This window comes from Desulfosporosinus meridiei DSM 13257 (assembly GCF_000231385.2).
Classification (GTDB): Bacteria; Bacillota; Desulfitobacteriia; order Desulfitobacteriales; family Desulfitobacteriaceae; genus Desulfosporosinus; species Desulfosporosinus meridiei.
Map to the genome: position 1 here is coordinate 2,749,654 of NC_018515.1, position 21,423 is coordinate 2,771,076.

Below are 21,423 nucleotides of genomic sequence, written 5' to 3' on the forward strand. Positions count from 1 at the left end.
CCCTCCTCCAAATTATCTTTATAATTCCCAAATAGAATTTACCTATTCATAGCAATTCTTAAAAATCATACTTTTCTTTGAACCATATCTGGTAATCTATTGATAATAATTCGTGTTGGATCTGTATTCTCGGAGATGGGTCGGAAAACATTGCTTCTACTGAGCAACTTATTACCCCCTGGGTTGCGATGGTCAAATGAATGTGATTTCTCTGTGGAGGCGTTCTCTGTAAAACAATTGAGTACTTACCACTGATGTGTTGAATCCCTTTTAGTTCCAGTTTCCTCGGAAGCTTAGACATTGGCAAGAACTCATCTGTTAGTACTTCAAAGGGTTGATCGCTTTCCAGTCTAATACGAGTTAAGTACGGTTCCCGGGAATAGTTTAACCTCAAAGTGATATCCAGAATTCTTTGGCTATTTTTAGTTGTTTCGACCATTTCAGCCTCCATATTGATTGGCGGCTTTTCATTGAGTATAGGCACATAAATACTTTTGGATTCCTGACCACCGAGATCTTGAATTACTTTTGCAGGTAAGGGATCATCTGAATATACATGTACCTTTCCCTCGCTCTGTCCTGACCATTCCTCCTGAACAGCAACTACCTGTGGATAAGATTTTGTGTAAGCAGGAACCATTCCAAGGGCTAAGATTAATAAAATAATGGTACCTAAAGAAGGCTTACGGACTGCGAATAAAATCTTTTTAAAAAGACTTCGCTTGGGAATCCCAATGTGGAACAGGGACAGAAAGAAAGGAACCAGCAGAACACTGTAAATTACTAAAAAAACCAAAATATAATTATGAATTGCTTGATAAAAGCTGATCCATTGGTGGGAATTCAAAAGCTCCCAATGCATTGAAATAAGGAAATATGGGCCTATTAATACTAAGATAATGTTGGGTAATAAAAACTGAAGGTTCATACACAATAACCAAAATACAAAAGGAAATGCTAAGTCAATACGTGTAAGTGCTAGGATCAAACTAATCCCTAAAAGTAAGCTCACCCCAATAACCCAGTATAGCAGGGGATCTCGAACAATAGGCAGTTTATGTAAGTAACCAGCAATTAGCAGAAAAACCGCCAGAGCAATACCCAGTCGAGCTATTACAAAGATCAAAGGATAGGCAATATATAGAAGTTTCACCTCTTTAACTAGTCCCCACAGCACCTCACCAATTCCGCTTGTAATAACCACAATAACACTAAGTACTAGAGTAACTCCTATTATCGCCAATACTTTTTGCCAAGCATTCTCTTGCCTTTTATGATTCTTATAAATTTTAATCAACATTAATACCGTTAACAAGAATGTTAAGATTGTAATAATTCGTATTCCATAGGAGGGGACAATAATAACATATTTTCCTAACTGAAACGGCAGATAGAATTCATCCCATTCATGGGGCCCTATAGTGTCCATCCCCACTGTAGTCAATAACCGATAGCTGAAGTCTCCGACTTTCTGGAATTCCTCCAAGGATACTTGATCAAGACGATCTTCCGGTCGATGAAAATACCCTTCTGGTCTACCATAGATACCTAGACCAACTGCAGGAATGTTTTGATCTAAAAACGGACTGTAATCACTTGTTCCCCCTTGGGAACTCTCACGAGTCATGATTATCGAATCTCGACTAAGATGAAAAGGAATATCGCATTCGCCTGCCAAGGCTACTACTTGCTTGATTAAATCCGGTGGGGTCGATTTTTTACCGGCAACATCAATTTCCAGAGGACTTCCAACCATATCTATGTTAAGCATCCAACGAACCGCGGATAAGTCTGATTGAGATGTATAAAACTGTGAACCAACAAGACCATACTCTTCAGCTCCGAAGAAGACAAGTTGATAGGTTTCTTCGTGGGACTCTTGACTAAGCACCCTGGCAAGTTCCAATAAAACGCCAACACCTGAACCATTGTCCACTGCACCGGGAGCATTTACAGTAGCCGAGTCATAATGTGCCCCGACAATGATTGTATCGGGCCGTTTTCCTGGCAGTTCAGCGATAATATTCTGACTGCTAATCAGTTCAACTTGTTGTTCCCTTTGCAGCACAGAAGCTTCTCGTACAACGATTTTACTGAAAGGCTGCTCGCGCACCTTCCATCCATTTTGCCTTAGAACATAATCAATATATTGAGCGGCTTTTAATTCTGACTTGCTACCTGCTGGTCGTGGTCCAATTTTTTGTACTAGATGCTTTGTATGTTCATACGCATTATCTGCTGAAAACCCAGGTATTGAATCCTTTAGAACCGAAATGGAATCAGTTTTTGAAGAAGCCGACCACGAAAAAGCAGATAATCCTAACGCCAGTATTAAGATAATTATTATAAATCTGGATTTTTTCATAGTTCATGCCCCTTCGAACTTTAAACTCACTTTGCCAATTCTTATGAAAAACTTCTTACGGTTATGCCTACAATGGTTTTATCCGATAAGAGGTCTATGGTATAATGAGGTCATAATATTTTCCAGGGAGAAGTATGCGCATGCCAAAGAGGAATTCCATCATTTCGATTTTCCTTCTACTAACCTTCAACATTCTATTTATAAGCGGATGTACAATCAAAGTACCTGACCTTTTCCCTGAAGAAATAGCAATATCCGACCTGCCAGCTGAAGCGTTATTTATTGACAAAGACTCCATTTATAATCAGACAGTTAGACTTATCGAATCGGCTCAATCATCAATCTATGTAGAGCAGGCAGTTTTTGACGACCCAAATCTCATCCAACTGCTCATAGCTAAGTCAAGTTCTGGTGTCGATGTACGTATTCTTTTAGATCAGTGGCAAAAGGCCAATCGAACTACCTTGGATCAATTGAAAAGCCAAAATGTCTCAGTTCAGTTTTACCCAGCCCAAAAAGGACAGATTAATCATACAAAATACCTCATTATTGACCATACGCGAGCTCTCATCTACGGCCCTACCTGGACTGCTGAAGGCTTTCAAGCACACGATCTGGCGGTTGAATTAAATGGAAGATCTGCCTGGAAAGCGGCCACACTGTTTTCAAAAGATTGGGCGTTCACTACAACCTTACCCTTAGATGTCTCAAAAACATCCTCACTTCCAGAAGATAATATTATCTTAGCAACCAATGCTAACGTCCGGCAGCAACTTCTTGATCATATTTCTTCCAGCACAGAATCCATTTGGATCGAGACTACTGAAGTTACGGAGCCAGACCTGAAGCAAGCATTGATAGACGCCGCAGCTAAAGGATGTGACGTTCGTCTTATTCTTGATCGTTCATTGACTACTAAAACCCCAGTCACTCTGGAGGAATTGTCATTGAGCGGAGTTAAAATACGTTATTACCCAAGTCAAAGTCAGCTAGGGCTAAACTTAGCACTATTTGATAGCACTGCATTTGTGTTAAGCAGTTCTGGTTGGACACGTTATTCCTTTCTTGCTAACCATGAATTTTCTATTACCGTTCCTTCCCCGGTCGCCACTAACAAACTAGTCACTATGTTTAATATGGATTGGGAAAAAAGCTCCGAATAGAAATATTAGGACTAAAAATCTAAGGGCAGACGCTTCGGCGCCTGCCCTTAGATTTTTAAGTTATGTAACTTATCTACTCTAAACCATCTAAATGTTGACAATCTCCAATAACTAAGGGGATCCATTGATCTCCTTCAACTTCTAAGATATTAAGTGCAGTATTATGCTGCCAAGGAGTTTTAGCCCATTCATGAATTCCAAAACCCATTGCTTTGGTCACTATAAGCTTTAGGGTTAGTCCATGGGTCACCAGACATACAGTTTGGCCTTGATGTATTTGAATAATCTGCTGTAAATAATTCCAGGCTCTATCTGTCACAAGCTCCATGTTCTCTCCGCCAGGTGTTGTTACCAGATGTGGCTCTGAGTCCCATATTTTAAAGATATCAGGATTCCTATCCCTTAACTCTTGCCAAATGCAACCTTCCCAATCCCCAAAGGAAAACTCGCGCAAAGCTGGATCCGATAATATTTTTTTAAGTCCAATTCCCTTCCGAATCTCTTCAGCAGTGTTAATTGCACGAAGAGAATCACTTGTATAAATATGATTAATTCCCTCGTCCTTTAACCTCAGAGCCAAAGATCTCGCTTGAAGTATTCCTTTTTCAGTTAGGGGAGAATCTAAGCTGCCTTGAACTCGTCCTTCTATGTTCCATAAGGTTTGTCCATGTCGCGTTAGAATTATCCTTGTCATAACTACAACCCCTTATAAGCTTCCAGTATAAAATCTCCTGACAAAATAAGTCAGTCTTCAATCTGATATGAAAAGGGCAGGGATTATTTCCCTACCCTTCCCCCAACTTGCCGTAAGACTCCAGGTTTCTGACCCTGCTCTCGCAGGTGGGTACTTAGTTCGAACTTTCCAACTTCCCTTCCTCAAAGAGGGCTTGTTGTAATTATCCGGCATTTAGCTCCCTTGTCACATAATAGGATCAAAACCATGGTAGTCTATACGCACCAGCTAGGATATGTACATATTATAACACTACTGTGCAAAAAAATCCCTAGCAAATCCTTGGAAATTAACGTTTACGTATTTTGTCTTCAACTTCAGCTAGTCGATCTTGAAGTAAGGCAATGGCCATCTCTTGATTACGAACTCGACGCTTCAGATGATCTACCAGTAACGATAATTCACCTACTTCCTCCGTCATAGATTCGAGTGCTCCTCCATGCCGAGGAATTTCTTCGCTGATATCTTCTGATACTATTGGTGCAGTGCTCGGTGGATTTTCCTCAATATCTTGGGTTGCTAATAAATAGCGAAAACGAGCGTATCTTGAATTTCGTCCCGACTGAACTTCAATCACTCCGTCTTCAGCCAAAGCCTGAATAGCTCGCTTTAAAGTTACACTTGCCGCTCCAGTTTCTCGTTGAATATCAGAATATGCTAATTCAAATTCCTTTCCTTGATACATACTAGAAATCTTCTCGAAAAATTCGACAAATTTTCGATGAGTTTTTTCTTTTAATCTCAATGCAAGTCCATCCTTCCATAACGAGAGTAACACAACTTAAAAATCATTTTTATTATATCAAATTTATGGAAAAAAGCTATACTGAATATTGTTAATATTTAATTTTAATCAAACTATTAACTATAATATTTATTAATCACTCTACCTACTTCCACTTGTACAATTACAAATTAGAAAGTAGCCAGATTAATAATTTCAATATCTATCCGAAACAATTATTTATCACCATAAAGTTTTTGGATTACCTCGTCAGACAATCCAAAGGTATGCTCATCTGAGGGAAATAGGTTTGACTTTACTTCTTCTCCGTATTGCTTTATTGCTAGTACACTTGCAGCTCTTAGTTCCGCATATTTTTTTACAAATTTAGGGGTAAACCGTTTAAAAAGCCCTAAAATATCATGAAAGACAAGAACTTGTCCATCACATTCTGCACCGGCACCAATACCTATAGTCGGTATTTTTAACTCTTGGGAGATTTGTGCAGCAACTTGCCTTGGTATCGCTTCAAGTACAATCATAAAAGCACCTGCCCGCTCTATTGCCGAACCATCTTTGACTAGCCGGGTTGCACTTTCCAGGTCACGACCTTGAACTTTAAATCCGCCAAGCTGTGTGGCTGTCTGAGGGGTCAAACCAATATGTCCAACAACTGGAATTCCAGCACGAGTAAGAGTTTTAACGATTGGTTCGATATCTACTCCTCCCTCTAGCTTAACAGCATCAGCACCGCCTTCTTTTATTAGACGTCCAGCATTTAGAATCGCTAGATCTACCGTGGCGTAGCTCATAAAAGGCATATCAGCAACGATAAAGGTCTGTGGAGCTCCCCTGCGAACTGCTTTAGTATGATGCAGCATTTCTTCCATAGTGACTGGAACAGTCGACTCATATCCTAAAACAACCATCCCTAAAGAATCACCCACAAGAATTATATCGACAGCCGCTTCTTCAACCAACTGCGCTGAAGGATAATCATAGGCTGTCAACATACTAATTTTCTCACCGATTTCTTTCATTTTTTCAAAATCCGGAATGGTTTTTCTCATAGTGCTTACCTCCCTATATTTATAAATTTGATTTAATATTAATTTTCAGTCATACCCTGCATGACTCCGGCATAGGTAGTTATTAAATAGCTTTCAATAATCAGGCCTTGCTTCTGTCTAGCTATACAAAAGGAGGGATAAAAGCCCATGTCAAAATCCTTTCAAATCAGCTTAGTTTTAAAAGGTATTCTTGTAGCCTCGATTTTAGCAATGGTATTCTCTCTCATTTTTGGTATTCTACTTTCCTTCACATCTCTTCCGGAATCCAATTTGATAATCAACATTATCTTTGGGGCAAGCGTCTTTATTTCAGCCTTTATTACAGCCTACCAATCAGGCACTAGGGGTTTGTACTACGGAATATCTGTTGGAGTAGGATTCATTCTTTTGGTATTGATCATTTCCTCCGTTTTCTGGTCTGATACCCCAGTATGGCTCAAAATAGCTGAGAAGGCTATTGTGGCACTTCTCTCAGGTGGGATTGGTGGAATTATTGGAGTTCTGTTCCCTCAATCGTAGTTTATTATGCAAAACCTGGTCTTGCGAGAAGAGGGAAATCTCATAGTGAGATTTCCCTCTTCTCTATTGTTTATATTTTTCTACTTATATTCAAAAATTCCTGCCAGATACCTAGAACAATTTCTCTACTAACTTTTCATTTTACTCTCAAGGATATACAATTACTATGTTAATTAAGAATTGTTTGTTTAGGAGGAAAAGCCATGTGCATCGAAAAAACACCTTGGGAACAAGTAATAGAATTCCATGGACATACCTGTACCGAAATAGCTTTAGGCTATAGAGTAGCCCAAATTGCTAATCGAGAATTAGGAGTTTCTGAGATATTCGATCCAATGATTAAAGTTACTGCCTATATTCATTCCTGTGCACTTGATGCTTTTCAAATTATAAACCGAGCAACCTACGGGCGAAACTCTCTCTTTGTTGAAGAACAGAATATTCACAGCTATGTTTTTCAGACTAAGGACAATGCTGAAAAGTTACAAATCACCGTAACTCCAAAAATTATTGAAATAATAACTGAATCTGCAGTATCATTAGGCAAACGTGAACGCCAGGCTAAGACAATAGAAGCGATAAAGGTAATTCTTGGGGCTGAAGAGGCATTGTTCTGCGAAATAAAACACAAAGCCTAACCCTAAATTAATTAATAGAATTAGTCATTAGTCCTTAGTGACTTCCAGTTTCTTATCCTTCCATATTCTCCAAGCTAACAGGAGTAGCGCAATAAATACAGCCGCCATACTACTCCATTGAGCGGCTGTCCAGTTAAACAAAAACCTTGGACTATCTCCCCTCAAACTTTCCAAAAAGAATCTTGAAAGGTTATACAAAACCATATATAACAAGAATATCATACCTGAAGGCCACTTTCTTAGCTTCAATATAACAAGCAAGGCAAAAATAATGACGTCAACTTGCCCTTCCCACACTTCCGCAGGCCAGAGGGGTTGGTCTCCGAAGGTATTTCGTGCAATCGTGCCGATGGGATAAAGAATCCCAAAATCTCCGCCCGTTGGCCCTCCAAAAGCGTCTCCATTCATAAGATTGGCATTTCGGCCAACTGATTGAGCCAATATAAGTCCCGGTGCAGCAATATCTGCTAATTCCCAGAAGGATAGTTTCTTACGCCAAACATAGATTGCACCAGCTAATAACGCTCCAGCAACGCCACCCTGAATAGAGAGCCCTCCATGCCAGATAGCGATGATTTCGCTGGGATATTTACTATAATATCCCCAGTCGAAAAAAAACACTTGCCAGAAGCGGGCCCCCAAAATACCGGATAAAAGTAAGATCGGCGCTAAATCCATAAATGTGTCTATTAATTCCGGCCGTCCATCCGCTTTGGCAAAGTATAGCGTAAGCCCTACCCCAATGATGAACGCTAAAGCAAAAATTGTCCCATAGGCCCGAATAGGAAAATCACCAATAAAAAACCAATACTGATGCATGACTTCCTCCCTATATTTAATTCAAAAGAAGATCCTACCCCAGGTAAAAAGTGGGGGTTTAGTTCTGAAGGTTCATCTTCTGCGCTTTCCATTATAGCTCCTAGGAGATGTTATCTCAAGTTTCACGATAACCCCTCAAAAGAAAGAGACAGACTTAATGTTTTAAAGTCTGTCTTTAAATAATTACAAACTATTTAGTTTTGTGTAAAAAGGATCATATTTATTGGGATTAGGTATCACGGCATCACGTTCAGCTTTCCCAGCTGGTTTCTGAACCCTTTGGAAATAATCTGAATGTTTTTTCTTAGCCGACCCAGCATCGGAATATAATGTAATTACTAATGCAGCAAATACTATGAGTGCAACTAACCAATAAAATAACATTTCACAACACCTCCATACTCATTTTATGTCCTACAGCGATATTGTCAAGTTATTTTTCAGGCCTTTTTGTTAATTATTAACTTTTTCCCAATTTACCTTCAAGCGATCACCTGGATGTAAAACTGTTGTAAACTCTGCCGGCTGCCCATTAACCGTAAGGGTTAAAGTTTCACCTGTATGCACTTTATCAGGGAACTTAACATAGGGCAATAGCTCTGATAATATTGGTTTTTGTTTATATCCACTAACTCTTAGCTCCGTACCATCTCTAAGCAGCTCAGATTCTGAAACAGGCTGCCCCTGTGATGTGATAATAATTTCTTGAATAGGATATTCCACTTCTTCCTCGTTGATGTGGAAGACCATTGGCTGGGGCTTAAGCTTCAGATCTCCTACTGTAAGCTCCTTCAGTCGAGTCTCTATCGAATCTCCATCCTGTATAGGTCTGTTACCCTCTGCCAAGCAATTATTTACCCAGACCTGGCGGTCAAGTTCAAATCTAAGCAGTTCTCCATTAACCGTTATCTCAATGGCTTCTTTTTGATTTATATTATATTTCTTTTGCTGGAGCAAATTATCCAAATCATTATTATTTAGATAGGCTACTTTGTACCCATCTCGAATTTGATCTGTTTCACACACTAACTGATCATCAACAAAGATTTGCGGGACATACTTCTCACTTTGCCCATTCCACAAAATCCATTTTGTAACATATAACGGCAAGACATCTTTAAAACAAATCTGAGCATCTTTTCCGGATTCACCAGGGGTAAAGATAATCTCATCTCGAGCATTTAAAGATTGATCGAGCTTACTGGGTTTTCCGTTCACTAATAACTGAGCAGGACTCCCTAGGGTTCCTCTTATAACCTGCATTTCGCCATTTAGTTCAAAGGTCAAGGCTGCCCCCGGCTTCCCTAAAAATGAACGCGGCTGTATTCCAGCAGCTAACAAGGCTTCGGCTACCGTTGCTAATTGCAAGGCAAAAATAGGGACTGATGTCCCATTTACTGAGACCGTATAATATTGAAGCCCATTCCCTTCCAACGCTGCAATTCCAATTCCAATGGGCGTAATGGTTTCCGGCCCCTTTAAAGTTTTCTCACCACTAATTCCAGCTAATCTGTCCCTAACTTGAATCCCAACTCGATTCTGAGGAATTCCTAAAGTCTCTGCCAACAGTTCACTGAGTAAAGGGGTTAAACTTCCGCCCCCAATAAGAATAATGGCGTGGGGGACACCGTTATTTAACTTTAAAATCTCATTGGAAATATTTTCGGCAAGTCTTACAACCACTGGCTTAATAATTTCCAAGATGTCGGACTGTCCTACAACGACTTTAGCTCCCAAAAAATCCGTAAAACTTAGTTGTTTTTTCTTCTGCAGTTCTCGTTTGACCTTTTCTCCAACTTTGAAATCTAACAGATATTGGGTACAGATCTCCTCAGTGACCTCATCCCCGGCCATGGGAACCATCCCATAGGCGAAAAAGGAACCACTTCGAGTCAGCGCAATATCAGCAGTTCCTGCCCCCACATCCACTAAGGCTAGATTAAGACGTCTCATATTCGGGGGGATAGCTGCCTGACCAGCTGCAATCGGTTCTAACGTCAAACTCGTCATTTCCAGACCAACTCTTCCCAGCACTGCCACCAAACCATCGACGACGGTCCGAGGTAAGAAAGTCGCAATTACCGATACCTTCGCAACTCTCCCCCGCTGTCCGACTAGGTTCGCTATTTCCTCTCCCTCATTCCATCTGGCAATCGTATTATACCCTACACAGTGATAGCTTTGTAATTCTTCATTAGCGGACGACTGGAGCTGACGCAGAGCTTGATGAACAGCTTCAATTTCTAAAGCTAATACTTTCTCTCTCTCCCAGCGCACCGGCAAGAGTTCCTTTTGTTCAACTACAGCAACTTCTGTCCTAAGAGCACGACCGGCAGCAGCTACAGCAACCTGTTTCAACTTGGTATCTATCTTTTTTTCTAATTGTGTTTTAACCTTGTCAACTGCCCTCGCAACTTCATCCACATCATGGACTTGTCCATCATACATGGCTCGTTGACGGTGTTCAGTTTGAGCACTTGCTAATATCTCATAAGTTTGATCTTCATTCTTTATCATTACAAGTCCCATAACCATTCGGGTTCCAATATCCAGCGCAAAAATCGGTTCCAATTGTATCACCTCTCTATCCGTAAATTCGCCCTTATTAGAACAAAATCCTGCTCGCTATGAAAGCTGATAAGTCTCAACTCGATTCTTCCCCTTACTTTTAGCCAGATATAATGCCTCATCAGCTTGCTTCAGCAAGCTAAGACCTGCTGATTCTAAACTGGAACCATCAAACCCTTCAAGCTGTTCAGTACTCGTCATACCAATGCTCACAGTAAACATAATGTTCCCTTTTCTACTGATTATTTTAATTTCACTAATTCTTTCTCGAATCTTTTCAGCCACAATCCTTCCTCTTTCCAGAGACGTTTCCGGGAGCATGACTAAGAATTCTTCCCCTCCGAACCTAACGGGTAAATCCATTTCTCTAACTGAATCTCTCAGCACTTTGGCTAAAGCTTTCAGAGCTTTGTCCCCTTCTAAATGACCGAATTTATCATTAATGATTTTAAAATTGTCCACATCTAGCATTAACAATGTAGAAGGATGTTCTAATCGGCAAGCTCGATCTAATTCAAGGTTGAATTGTTGCTCAAAATACCGCCGGTTCGCCAAACCTGTCAAGTAGTCTTTTAAAGATAACTTTTCCAGTTCTTTATACTGAACTTTTAAATTTGAGGTCATAATATTAAAATTTTGGATGACTCGTTGGAAATCAGGATGTCCTTTAAAGTTAATCTGACGATTCAAATCTCCCGCCGCTACCTGCTCTGTGGCAAGGGTAATTTCTTCTAGGGGCTTAATAATTAGTTGAGCAAATATTACGCTGACTAATAAGCCTAAAGCTATAACCAGTAGCATTGTACCAATTGTCATATCCATATTAACTCTGCTCATGGCATAGATATCCTTATGGGGGATTTCATAAACAACTACCCAATTATTGGTATCTAGTTTGCCAAAGGCTACACACACATCTCCGATTTTTGTTGAAATAGAATCGACAATTCCCTCCTTTTGTGCGTAAATGTAGGATAGGATTTCTCGTTCAGCAACTGTTTTACCCACCATTTCCTTATCTTTATGGTAAACTATTGTCCCGTGTCCATCAACAACATATAGATTACCTTGTTTATTGTTCTGAAAGCCTTGAAATAATGAATTAAAAATATTGTTACTGTTCCATAGATTAATGCTCATGGCTAGAACTCCAGATGTTTGACCACCTTCTATCACTACATTACTGACAAAGATCACAGGAGAAGCATCGCTTGTTTTTGTTAGAACTACATCCGATAAATAGATTCGATTAGTTTTCAAAGGTGCCTGAATGTAATCGCGATAACTTATATTACTCGTTTGTCTTAATTCAACCAGGCCTTGAGGTGATGTATAAAAAAGTTGCACTATCCCTTGTAAATCTGTCAAGGCCCCACCTGTAAAAATCGAGCTGCCTTTTACAAATATCTCGATTGCCTCTCCGGCTTCTTTTAATCTCTGAGGGGTAGATAGCCCAATTTTTCGGGATAAATAATCTACATCGTTAAGGCTTTTCTTTAGGTTCCAGTCAAGCCTAGCTGCTAAAAAGTCAACATCATTTAGCATTACTTGGTGGTATCTCTCTTTTACTAAATGGGGAGTCATATAGAATAAAGTAAAAGCTCCAGGTATCCCTATAGCAAGAATAATCAAAATTACTATTATACCTATTAACTGTTTAAATAATTTACTTTTATAAATAAAGTTCAGAGAAGAATCCATAGAAGTTTCCTCCTTGAAGGTAGATTTAACCTCTATCATAATTTAATTTCATTAACTCACCAATTACTTCGATGATAAATAAAGGTTTCAGGGCAACTTAATAATATTTGACTGCGAAATCATATCATATAATAATTATAATCTCTATGATATTTCTCAATATTTCTTGATATTTCTATAATGAAAACCAAATCACAAGTAAAACCCTGAGTAACCATCTGCTCAGGGTTTTCTTGTGATTTAGTTTTGAACGCCATCTAACTTAATGTCATTCATTTAACCGATACTGAGTTTTCCCATACTCCTCAATTTCAAGCTTTTTCTTTTCGTAGCCCTTACGCCCCATTAAAGCGTAGGTTCCGTTTTTGCCTTCTTCAACTCCTGGTTGATCGTATGCGTTTATATTAAGCAACTCTCCCATGTAGGCTGTTTCCCACTCTAAGAGCAGTAAAAGTTGACCAATATTATACTCATCCAAGCTGGAAAGAATAATCTTTTGGTGTTGTCGATTAGCAAGGGTGAGTGCATATTCAGTCGCTTTTTGTTCTGCAAATAACAACTCTTCTAAGGTGCGTCCCCCTAAAAAGTGAATATCCTCGGGCAACCCTGAATCCAATGGAATTATTCGGCTTTCTTTGAATCTTTCAACTGTTACAAAGGTAAGGACTTTGTCATCCGGCCCCTCTACATAGAGCTGTACTTGGGAATGCTGATCAGTCACGCCAAGGGCTTTAACAGGAGTCTGACCTACGAATACCTCTCGCCCTTGAAGATCGTAACGTTTCCCCAGGCTTTCAGCCCATAATTGGGCGTACCAATCTGCCATGGTTTTTAAGCCATCTGCATAGGGCATAAACACAGAAATATTCTTTCCCTTTTGCCAAGATAAGTAGGCTAATCCTGCCCGTAATTGTGCTGGGTTAGCAAGTACCCCTTTAGATTCCCAGATCCAATGATCCATGCTTAGGGCACCATCCATAAGCTGATCAATATCAATGCCGCATACCGCCGCTGCCAGCAAGCCTACCGGAGTTAGTTCAGAAAATCGGCCTCCTATCCCCGCAGGTATAACAAAGCGCTGAAAGCCTTCTACAAGGGCAATAGGCAAAAGATTTCCTTTTTCTTTATCCGTGGTGACAACAATATGCTCTGGATAGCTGTTTCCACACTCTCTACGTAATATATCACGAACAATGAGAAACTGCGCCATGGTTTCTGACGTGTTACCCGATTTGGAAATCACATTAAATAGGGTTTTCTTTGGATCAAGTATCTCCATCAGCTCATTAAAACGAACCGGGTCGATATTGTCTACAACATATAAGCGGGGCCGATGCCCGCGCTTTTCTGGAGGAAGTTCATTGTAGTAGTAGTGGTTTAAGGCTTGATGAACTGCTAAGGGGCCCAGGGCTGACCCCCCGATTCCTAACACGACAAAGTTATCAAACCGGGTAGCAACAGTGTCAGCATACTTAATTATTTCCGGAACCTGTTCCTTTATAGAAATCAAAAGCTTGGTAAAATCTAGCTGGCCAGCCTCCCAGCGTATTTCAAGGGAAGTCTTAGCTTGGTCTAGCTTGGTTTGAAGACCCAGCAACTCTTCATTCCTAAATCCATCGGGGTTTTGTGGACCCTTCATCATCCCAGTATAGTCTATCTGTAATCCTAACTGACCTTGATTACCCATTCACTCACCTCATCTCCGCGTATGGACTTCCTGGCTAAATTGAAAGCTGATTTGCTAAATCATAAAGTTCTCTGTTAAAGGGTGGCATCTCGCCGTAGGCAACATCGAGAGGGATAGAAACCACATTCTGATTGACATATGCAGTCATTTTATTGGTCTCCTTAGACATAATAATTTCAACAGCTTTTCCTCCCATGGCTGCTGCAATCACAGCATCTAAAGCACTTGGGTTGCCGCCACGTTGAAGATGTCCCAAAATAGTAATCCTAGTATCAAAGCCTGAACGAGAGTGTAATTCCTCGCCAATTTTATAGGCGCTTCCTGCCCCCTCAGAAACAATGATAATACTGTGATTTTTCCCACGCTGATGACCCCGTTTCAACTTTTCACATATCTCATCGAAATCAAAGGGTATTTCAGGTACTAAAATTGACTCAGCACCACAAGCTATTCCTGCCTGAAGAGCAATATTTCCACAGTGCCTGCCCATAACTTCAACAACAAACGTCCTTTCATGGGAGGTCGCGGTATCTCTAATTTTACCAACAGCATCGATAACTGTATTAACTGCCGTATCAAAACCTATGGTTAGATCTGTCCCCGGGATGTCATTGTCGATAGTTCCAGGTATACCAACTATTTGAATTCCTTTCGCCAAGGTTTGGGCTCCTCTAAACGAACCATCTCCACCAATGACCACTAAAGCATCAATTTCATGCTTATGTAACTGCTCTAAGGCCTTTTGTTGGCCTTCAGGAGTCATCATTTCTGCCGAGCGAGCTGTTTTCAGGATGGTTCCGCCGCGCAGAACAATATCTGCTACAGAACCTAAGCTCATTTCTGTGAGTTCTCCATGGATTAACCCTTCGTACCCTCGACTAATTCCATACACCCTTAGACCATGAAAAATCCCTTTTCTGACAACGGCCCGAAGGGCAGCATTCATACCAGGAGCATCCCCTCCACTCGTTAGTACCCCTATACGTTTAATATCTCTTGACATTGAATCACCTCTTTCTATTATTTTTCTTTAATGTTGCTTTTTAGTCAAACACGCTACTCTATAGTTTCTTCATGATCAAAACAATTTAGTACTGACTGATAAATTCTAATTAATTCTTTATCTTTAACTAGCTTGTCCTGCATCTTTTGGTACGACAAGATAATGCTATTATGATTACGGTTAAAATAGCTAGCTATAGCCGGGAAAGAAATATGGCAAAGGCTTCGTATTGCATAAATAGCCATTTCTCTAACTTCATTAACATTTTTTTTACGACTTGCACTCTGTAAGTCCTCAACGGAAACTCCCATAGTTTGAGCTACATTTCTAATAATGTTGATTGGATCAGGGGCCTTAAGCATTTTGCGTTCTTTTTCGTACCAGTAAGCTTGAAAACAAGCAAGACTTAATTCATCTTCATGAAGTTCGGCAAATTTTATGTAATCCCCAATCGTCTTAACAGCGTCTGCTAAATTATCGATTCTCTTAGAGATCATGCATAATACGGATTTAGCTACGAAAAGACGTTTTTGATGGACATATTCTTCTAAAAAGGCTTCCAATTCAAATTCTTGAGGACGCTCTATAGGAATAGCGACACCACTTAATAGACGCGAAGCCAGCCGCTCACCTAAAAACCCCAAATCTAGTCGATCAGCTTCACACGTAATTACCAACTTGCCGCCATTATTATTGATATACTCGTAGGTATAATGTAACTCTTCTATTGTTTTGGCTTTTCCAGCCAGACATTGAAGGTCATCAATCAGCAACAGACGAGTTGAACGATACCTCTCACGAAATTGGTTGAGATTTCTTTCCTGAGCTGCGTAGGCATATTGACGTGCAAAGGCTAAAGCATCGGTGATTACCAGCCCATTTTCGGATTGGTTTTTTTTGTAGAGGTATTGGAGCAGAGCAGATTTCCCAACCCCTCGTGGTCCATAAATCAATGTTACATTAGGAGCATTCTCGAATTGAAATTTTTTTGCTAAACGGCAGGCTCGAATGTTAAAATCTCTTACAAACCAGTTCAAGCTAGCCTCTCCTTTATTAATGATTGACATAATATAAAATTAGTAGTTATTGTAATCTTTTAACACAAATACAAAAATACCTTTTCTCAAACAAATGTGGACTTTAAATATTTAATGGATTTATTGCTCCTTATCGGTCTTCTGATCCGCTAAATATCTATAGCATTCACCAGCAATAACTGTTAAGGGTTTACTGCGACGGGTTAAAAGATAAAAGCCACGTTCAATATTAAAGTCTTTAACCTTCGCCCACTTAATCCCTTGTTTTTCGCAGGACTCGAGTGCATGTTTTGAAAGAAATGAATAGCCTATACCCGAACGAACTGCATTTTTAACAGTTTCTGTACTTCCAACTTCTAAGGCAATATTAAAGTCATTGAGATCTAAATCGAGTTTAGCTAGAGCTTCTTCAAATGTTCGACGATGTCCCGATCCTGTCTCACGAATTATCATAGGATCCCCTTTTATGGAATCAAGGTCAATGGATTCACTAGTACTTAGAGGATGTTGGCAAGATACTACAAAACCCAATTCATCTTTCATCCAAAATTCGGAGGTCAATTTTTCGGTATCAAATATTGCCCCAACTACAGCGAAATCTACTTCATGAGCAAGTACTTTTTCTGCCATCTCCAAGCTATCCCCAATAGACAGTTTGAATTTTATCTCTGGATAAAGTTTTCGAAATTCAGATAAATATCCCGGCAGTAAGTATTCGCCTGGAATGTGTGAAGCCCCAATATGTACTTTTCCACTCATCAGTATTTCTGAATCTCCAATTTCCCGCATAAGCTCTGACCATTCAGCAAGCATGTGCAAGGTATGACGATATACCGTCTCTCCTTCGGGGGTAAGAGCAAATCCCTTACCTTTGCGATAAAGCAACTTGACCCCTAGTTTTTCTTCAAAAGCTCTGATTTGGTTAGAAACAGCAGGTTGGCTGATCCCTAATTTTCGCGCTACAACAGTAAAACTCTGTTCTTCGACTACCTGTCCAAACAACCGCATCAAATCTAACATATTGCACCTCTATCCTGAGTGAACTTATTCAACAAACCTTAGTATGGTAGCTTGGCCTGTAAATTATGATCAAATTAGATATAGAAAGAAGAGGGCAAGCCCTCCTCTTATGCTATAGAATCACTCAAAACAATTTACTTTATACTTAAGCTTGTATTGTAACTTTTTTCATCCTTTGATCTTCCAGAGGTTTATCCGATCTATCTCTCGGGGCGTTGACAATACGATCGACTTCCTCCATACCTTCAATCACTTTTCCAAAAGAAGCATATTGTCCATCTAGATGACTTGAAGCCTTAACAACAATAAAGAACTGAGAACTTGCAGAATTTGGAGCTGAAGTACGAGCCATAGATATTACGCCACGATCATGTCTCAAGTCGTTTTTAAAGCCATTACCGGTAAACTCTCCACGAATAGTCTTTTTACTTCCACCCATTCCCGTGCCATTAGGGTCTCCCCCTTGAATCATAAAGCCTGGTATACATCGATGGAAAATTAGTCCATCGTAAAAGCCTTCAGAAACAAGCGATATAAAGTTTTCAACAGTTTCAGGCGCTATTGATGGATAAAGTTCAATCTTAATCGTGTTGTCGTTTTCCATTTCGATGATTACTATTGGGTTTTCCTTTGCTTGATCTTGAGTTTCGTTTGTCACCCCAGTGACCTCCTTTATGTTTTGGATATTTTCCATTGTATATTATACCACCGGATTTAGAGTTTCCCTAATGTATGGAAAATATTTTAGTTGGTACGACTTGTCCTCCCTCGTTTTTGACTATAGAGATAGATCAAGAATACAATGATTGCTAATACAATTCCGCTCCTTGCCAAGTAATGGTGTAAGATATGAGTGATCTTCTGCCAATGCACGCCAAGAATTCTTCCTAACGAGATAAAGGTTAAAGACCAGATAAAAGCCCCTGTGGCAGCCAAGACAACATACCTTCCAAAATTCAGCTTACTCATCCCTGAGAAGTAAGCTGTAAAGTGACGAAATCCAGGAAAGAAGTAGCCAATTACGATAAGCCTATCACCATAACACTGAAACCATCCTTCAGCTCTAGCAATCTTCTTTTCATTGATATGAAGATAGGGAGCGACTTTATGTAAGAAGGGAATGCCTAATCTCCTTCCTATCCAATAACTTAAAATCATACCAAGAAAACTTCCAAAGGTAGCAACCATAAGTGTTTTTCCAAAGTCCATTCTTCCTAGAGAGGTCTGAAAACCACTAAAAGTCATCAGGAATTCGTCTGGGACAGGAACCCCAACCAGACCACAAGTAAGTAAAGCAAATAAACCGATATACCGAAAGTGATAGATTATGTCAATTAAATTCTGTTCTAACCCTTGCATGCCCTACCTGCTTTCCCCACTATATTACCCTAGGTAAATTTTAGGGCATAGTTTATTCTATACTGTCACGATTGATTTAGCTTAAGACATTTATCACAAATTGGCTAATTAAATAATACTTATGTCCGTGGGTATTTTACCATATACCTTAACTCTTAGCCATCTAATCTTATCATGAACAACATATGCTTTCTTCAGACAATTTTTTCCTCGAATCAAAGAGTATGCATATAAAGTAAATTCTACCTTGTGTGATTAAAATCCTTTATTTATCAATAAAAACAGACGCTATTTCTAGCATCTGTTTTCATTTGATTGAATTTCTCGTATTTATAGCTAATTACCGCCATTTTCTTCGTTTTTTGTTGCTAAACGACGGCTTACCATCCCATTCGATGATTCATAGATGAATTTCTTGTTATCGACTACTGTTTCAAGGGCGACTGATTTTCCCCAGAGAAATTGAACTAATGCTAAAGTTTTCTCGAGATAAATAATATCCAAATCTACCCCTTCATGACAGTGTTTTAGCAATAGCCCCCCTTTACCTTCAAAATCTCGTTCAATAACAACAATCCGTGGATGCCCTCCGTTAACTAATTGCTTGACTAGATTATCCCGAACCTTCTCCCATTCGTTTTCCGTAACCTGCCAATGAGCACCGACTTTACGATAATTGAATAGATTCAGATCCTCGACTAATTCTTTGCTAAGGTGATTTCGAATGAAAGAAAGGTCGTTTTCAATCTCGCGTAGTTCAAAAAGTTCAGAGGCAGATTTCTTTTCGGCTAAATGTTCCCAAATCTTCACTCCCAAGTAGTAAGGATTTAAGCCCAAGCGCGAAGGCTGGACAACCTGACTATGCATTAACGCAAATTCTAGTGATTCAGCGTCTGTAAGACTGAGTTCTCGCATGATTCTTGCGTGCCAGAAGGTTGCCCAACCTTCATTCATTATTTTAGTCTCAATTTGCGGATAAAAATAGAGTGATTCTTCTCGAACAATACTAACAATATCCTTTTGCCATTCTTCAAGACCTGGGGCAAATTTAATCAAGTATAACAGTAAGTCTTCATATTCCAGTAGTGGGTCAACATCAGCATCATCTCTTGACATGTCTTCCCACAAATCTTCATAAGGTGACGCGACACCCTTCTTATTCGTCTTCTTAACAGAATCTCCTTTCCCTAGGACTTTAACAACCCCTCCGCCACAGTTGCCTTTACACCCTTTACTTTGACAATTCAAGTTCTGCGCCGTGCTCATTCTGTCAATCTTCCCTAGATTATCGGATTCTTGTAGAGCGCCGATGTGGGCTCGATAATCTACGTGTTCTTGAATCGCCAAGACTGCATCCATGATTTTCTCTACTTTTTCTCTGCCATACTTTATTTCATAGTCGTGGATTCTCTCGGCATGCGCGCTCATCCGTTCAACCATATCCTTAGGGGTTCTTGAAAAATAATGATTATGCTTAAAGAAATCAACATGAGCATAAACGTGCCCAATCACAAGTTTATTCTGTACGAATCGATTTCCCTCTAACAAAAAGGCATAGGCTGGATTGGTATTAACGACTAATTCATAGATTCGGCTCAGGTTTAAATCATACTGCATTTTCATTTTATAAAAGGCTTTGCCAAAACTCCAATGAGTAAAACGAACCGGCATCCCATATGCTCCAAATGTATACAATGCTTCCGCTGGAACAATTTCAAAATTTACCGGGTAGAAATCAAGCCCCATACCTCGGGCCACTTGTGCAATCTCTTGCGCTGCCATATTCAAGGCTACCATCTCACTGTCCATGACTCCCCCCCTCGTATACCGTCATTTAGACTAAACCAACTTTACCTGAGCGTAGCTTACTTAAGAGAAAACTGTTTTAAGTGCATCATATACTTCGTTACGATCCCTAATCGTTACTAAACGCAGCTTCGGGTCTGATATACGCTTTAGGGTGGACATAAGTGTACTTGAATAATGGGTTCTTAAGATCTCTCCATATCCGACAACCTGACTTACTTCAACCAAGTTCTTCATCAGAGTCAATGCTCTAGAATTATCTGAACCAATGTTATCCCCATCCGTAAAATGAACCGGATAAATATTGTAATGAGCTGGGGGATAATCCTTTTCAATTAAATCCAGTGCAAACTTATAGACGGATGAGCAACGAGTACCACCGCTTTCACCCCGAGTAAAAAACTCTTCCTCAGTAACTTCTTTTGCTTCAGTATGATGTGCCAGAAAACGCATTTCGACGTTTTCATATTTTAAGCGTAAAAAACGCACCATCCAAAAAAAGAAGGTTCTGGAAATGTACTTTTCAAACTGGCCCATTGATCCTGATGTATCCATCATTGCTAAGATAACTGCATTAGTCTCAAAATTCGGTCGAGTCTCCCAAGTCTTAAACCGCAGATCTTCTGGAGTAATCTTTAAGCGTTTGTCTTTTTCTATCTTTTTCGAAAAAGCCTGCCGTTTAATACTTTCAAGTAACGTCCGTTTTTTGTCAACATTTGCCATTAATCCTTTCTTACGTACGTCATTAAATTCCGGACGATCATGAGCAATCAGCGGCCGTTTCTTATCATCAAGATTAGGCAGTCTTAATTCTTCAAATAATATATTTGCCAAATCTTCATAGGTAACCTCTGCTTCATAAATATCCTGTCCTGGTTCTTCACCTGCCCCACTGCCCTTACCCTTTCCTTTGCCGGCAACTTGTTCCCGTCCTAAGATATCTCCTGGAGCCATCTTTTTACTGCCTTGTCCGGTGTGGTTTTGCTTATTAAAGTCATACCTAAAGCGAAATTCCTCTAATGAGCGCATGGGAATCTTTGTGTTCTTTTTTCCATCAGATAGAATTATGCTTTCATCGACGATTAAATCTCCCATTTGTTGTTTAATGACTTCTTCAACTTTCTCCTTATGCCTTGATTGATCCAGATATCCTTTGCGATGCAAACTCCAGTCATCTCGGCTTACAATAATGTCATCCGCCATACAAATCC

Annotated in this window: 19 protein-coding genes and 1 other RNA gene; 3 read left to right on the forward strand and 17 right to left on the reverse strand. The window is 39.8% G+C overall.

The genetic code is table 11. From position 1 onward, the window contains the following. Positions 1-58: 58 nt before the first annotated feature. The gene (locus DESMER_RS12580; RefSeq protein WP_014903437.1) at positions 59-2,365 is read right to left on the reverse strand and encodes a M28 family metallopeptidase; all 2,307 of its coding nucleotides are present in this window, start codon (positions 2,363-2,365) and stop codon (positions 59-61) included. Between the two features lie 140 nt (positions 2,366-2,505). Here DESMER_RS12580 and DESMER_RS12585 point away from each other — a divergent pair, with 140 nt between their 5' ends. Further along, entirely contained in the window at positions 2,506-3,528 is a 1,023-nt protein-coding gene (locus DESMER_RS12585; RefSeq protein ID WP_014903438.1) for a phospholipase D-like domain-containing protein, read from the forward strand. A 73-nt stretch (positions 3,529-3,601) separates the two neighbouring features. Here DESMER_RS12585 and DESMER_RS12590 read toward each other — a convergent pair whose 3' ends face one another. The 4 genes from DESMER_RS12590 to panB form a co-directional block, all read right to left on the reverse strand. Beyond that, positions 3,602-4,222 carry a histidine phosphatase family protein gene (locus tag DESMER_RS12590; protein WP_014903439.1) on the reverse strand — a complete coding sequence of 207 codons (621 nt, stop codon included), beginning with the start codon at positions 4,220-4,222 and terminating at the stop codon, positions 3,602-3,604. Between the two features lie 95 nt (positions 4,223-4,317). Beyond that, positions 4,318-4,499, reverse strand: a non-coding RNA gene (gene ssrS / locus DESMER_RS23045) — 6S RNA. 51 nt (positions 4,500-4,550) lie between these two features. Further along, the gene (locus DESMER_RS12595) at positions 4,551-5,006 is read right to left on the reverse strand and encodes a catalase family protein (protein ID WP_014903440.1); all 456 of its coding nucleotides are present in this window, start codon (positions 5,004-5,006) and stop codon (positions 4,551-4,553) included. A gap of 215 nt (positions 5,007-5,221) precedes the next feature. After that, positions 5,222-6,055, reverse strand: a complete 834-nt coding sequence (panB, locus tag DESMER_RS12600) for a 3-methyl-2-oxobutanoate hydroxymethyltransferase (RefSeq protein WP_014903441.1) — start codon at positions 6,053-6,055, stop codon at positions 5,222-5,224. 147 nt (positions 6,056-6,202) lie between these two features. Here panB and DESMER_RS12605 point away from each other — a divergent pair, with 147 nt between their 5' ends. Then, positions 6,203-6,574: a TIGR04086 family membrane protein gene (locus DESMER_RS12605; protein WP_014903442.1), complete on the forward strand. Its 372-nt coding sequence runs from the start codon at positions 6,203-6,205 to the stop codon at positions 6,572-6,574. 203 nt (positions 6,575-6,777) lie between these two features. Further along, a complete protein-coding gene (locus DESMER_RS12610; RefSeq protein ID WP_014903443.1) occupies positions 6,778-7,212 on the forward strand; it encodes a formylmethanofuran dehydrogenase subunit E family protein in 435 nt (144 codons plus the stop codon). 27 nt (positions 7,213-7,239) lie between these two features. On the opposite strand, the gene lgt is transcribed toward DESMER_RS12610, so the two are convergent. From lgt to yhbH, 12 genes are all read right to left on the reverse strand, one after another. Further along, entirely contained in the window at positions 7,240-8,031 is a 792-nt protein-coding gene (lgt, locus tag DESMER_RS12615; RefSeq protein ID WP_014903444.1) for a prolipoprotein diacylglyceryl transferase, read from the reverse strand. Positions 8,032-8,214: 183 nt separating this feature from the next. Further along, positions 8,215-8,415, reverse strand: coding sequence for a hypothetical protein (locus DESMER_RS12620; RefSeq protein ID WP_014903445.1), 201 nt, complete (start codon positions 8,413-8,415; stop codon positions 8,215-8,217). A gap of 69 nt (positions 8,416-8,484) precedes the next feature. Continuing rightward, entirely contained in the window at positions 8,485-10,602 is a 2,118-nt protein-coding gene (locus DESMER_RS12625) for a cell division protein FtsA (RefSeq protein WP_014903446.1), read from the reverse strand. A 54-nt stretch (positions 10,603-10,656) separates the two neighbouring features. Further along, a complete protein-coding gene (locus DESMER_RS12630; RefSeq protein WP_014903447.1) occupies positions 10,657-12,300 on the reverse strand; it encodes a sensor domain-containing diguanylate cyclase in 1,644 nt (547 codons plus the stop codon). A gap of 268 nt (positions 12,301-12,568) precedes the next feature. Next, positions 12,569-13,987, reverse strand: coding sequence for a glucose-6-phosphate isomerase (locus DESMER_RS12635; RefSeq protein ID WP_014903448.1), 1,419 nt, complete (start codon positions 13,985-13,987; stop codon positions 12,569-12,571). A 34-nt stretch (positions 13,988-14,021) separates the two neighbouring features. After that, positions 14,022-14,990: a 6-phosphofructokinase gene (gene pfkA, locus DESMER_RS12640; protein ID WP_014903449.1), complete on the reverse strand. Its 969-nt coding sequence runs from the start codon at positions 14,988-14,990 to the stop codon at positions 14,022-14,024. Between the two features lie 53 nt (positions 14,991-15,043). Then, the gene (locus tag DESMER_RS12645) at positions 15,044-16,027 is read right to left on the reverse strand and encodes a DnaA/Hda family protein (RefSeq protein WP_014903450.1); all 984 of its coding nucleotides are present in this window, start codon (positions 16,025-16,027) and stop codon (positions 15,044-15,046) included. Positions 16,028-16,147: 120 nt separating this feature from the next. Then, positions 16,148-17,047, reverse strand: coding sequence for a selenium metabolism-associated LysR family transcriptional regulator (locus DESMER_RS12650; RefSeq protein WP_014903451.1), 900 nt, complete (start codon positions 17,045-17,047; stop codon positions 16,148-16,150). Positions 17,048-17,192: 145 nt separating this feature from the next. Beyond that, positions 17,193-17,705, reverse strand: a complete 513-nt coding sequence (locus DESMER_RS12655; protein WP_014903452.1) for a peptidylprolyl isomerase — start codon at positions 17,703-17,705, stop codon at positions 17,193-17,195. A gap of 86 nt (positions 17,706-17,791) precedes the next feature. Continuing rightward, on the reverse strand, positions 17,792-18,406 hold the full coding sequence (locus tag DESMER_RS12660; protein WP_014903453.1) for a DedA family protein: 615 nt from the start codon (positions 18,404-18,406) through the stop codon (positions 17,792-17,794). Between the two features lie 336 nt (positions 18,407-18,742). Further along, the gene (locus tag DESMER_RS12665; protein WP_014903454.1) at positions 18,743-20,215 is read right to left on the reverse strand and encodes a SpoVR family protein; all 1,473 of its coding nucleotides are present in this window, start codon (positions 20,213-20,215) and stop codon (positions 18,743-18,745) included. 60 nt (positions 20,216-20,275) lie between these two features. Further along, positions 20,276-21,415 (reverse strand): sporulation protein YhbH, encoded by a 1,140-nt coding sequence (yhbH, locus tag DESMER_RS12670; RefSeq protein ID WP_014903455.1) that lies wholly within the window; start codon positions 21,413-21,415, stop codon positions 20,276-20,278. Positions 21,416-21,423: the final 8 nt, after the last annotated feature.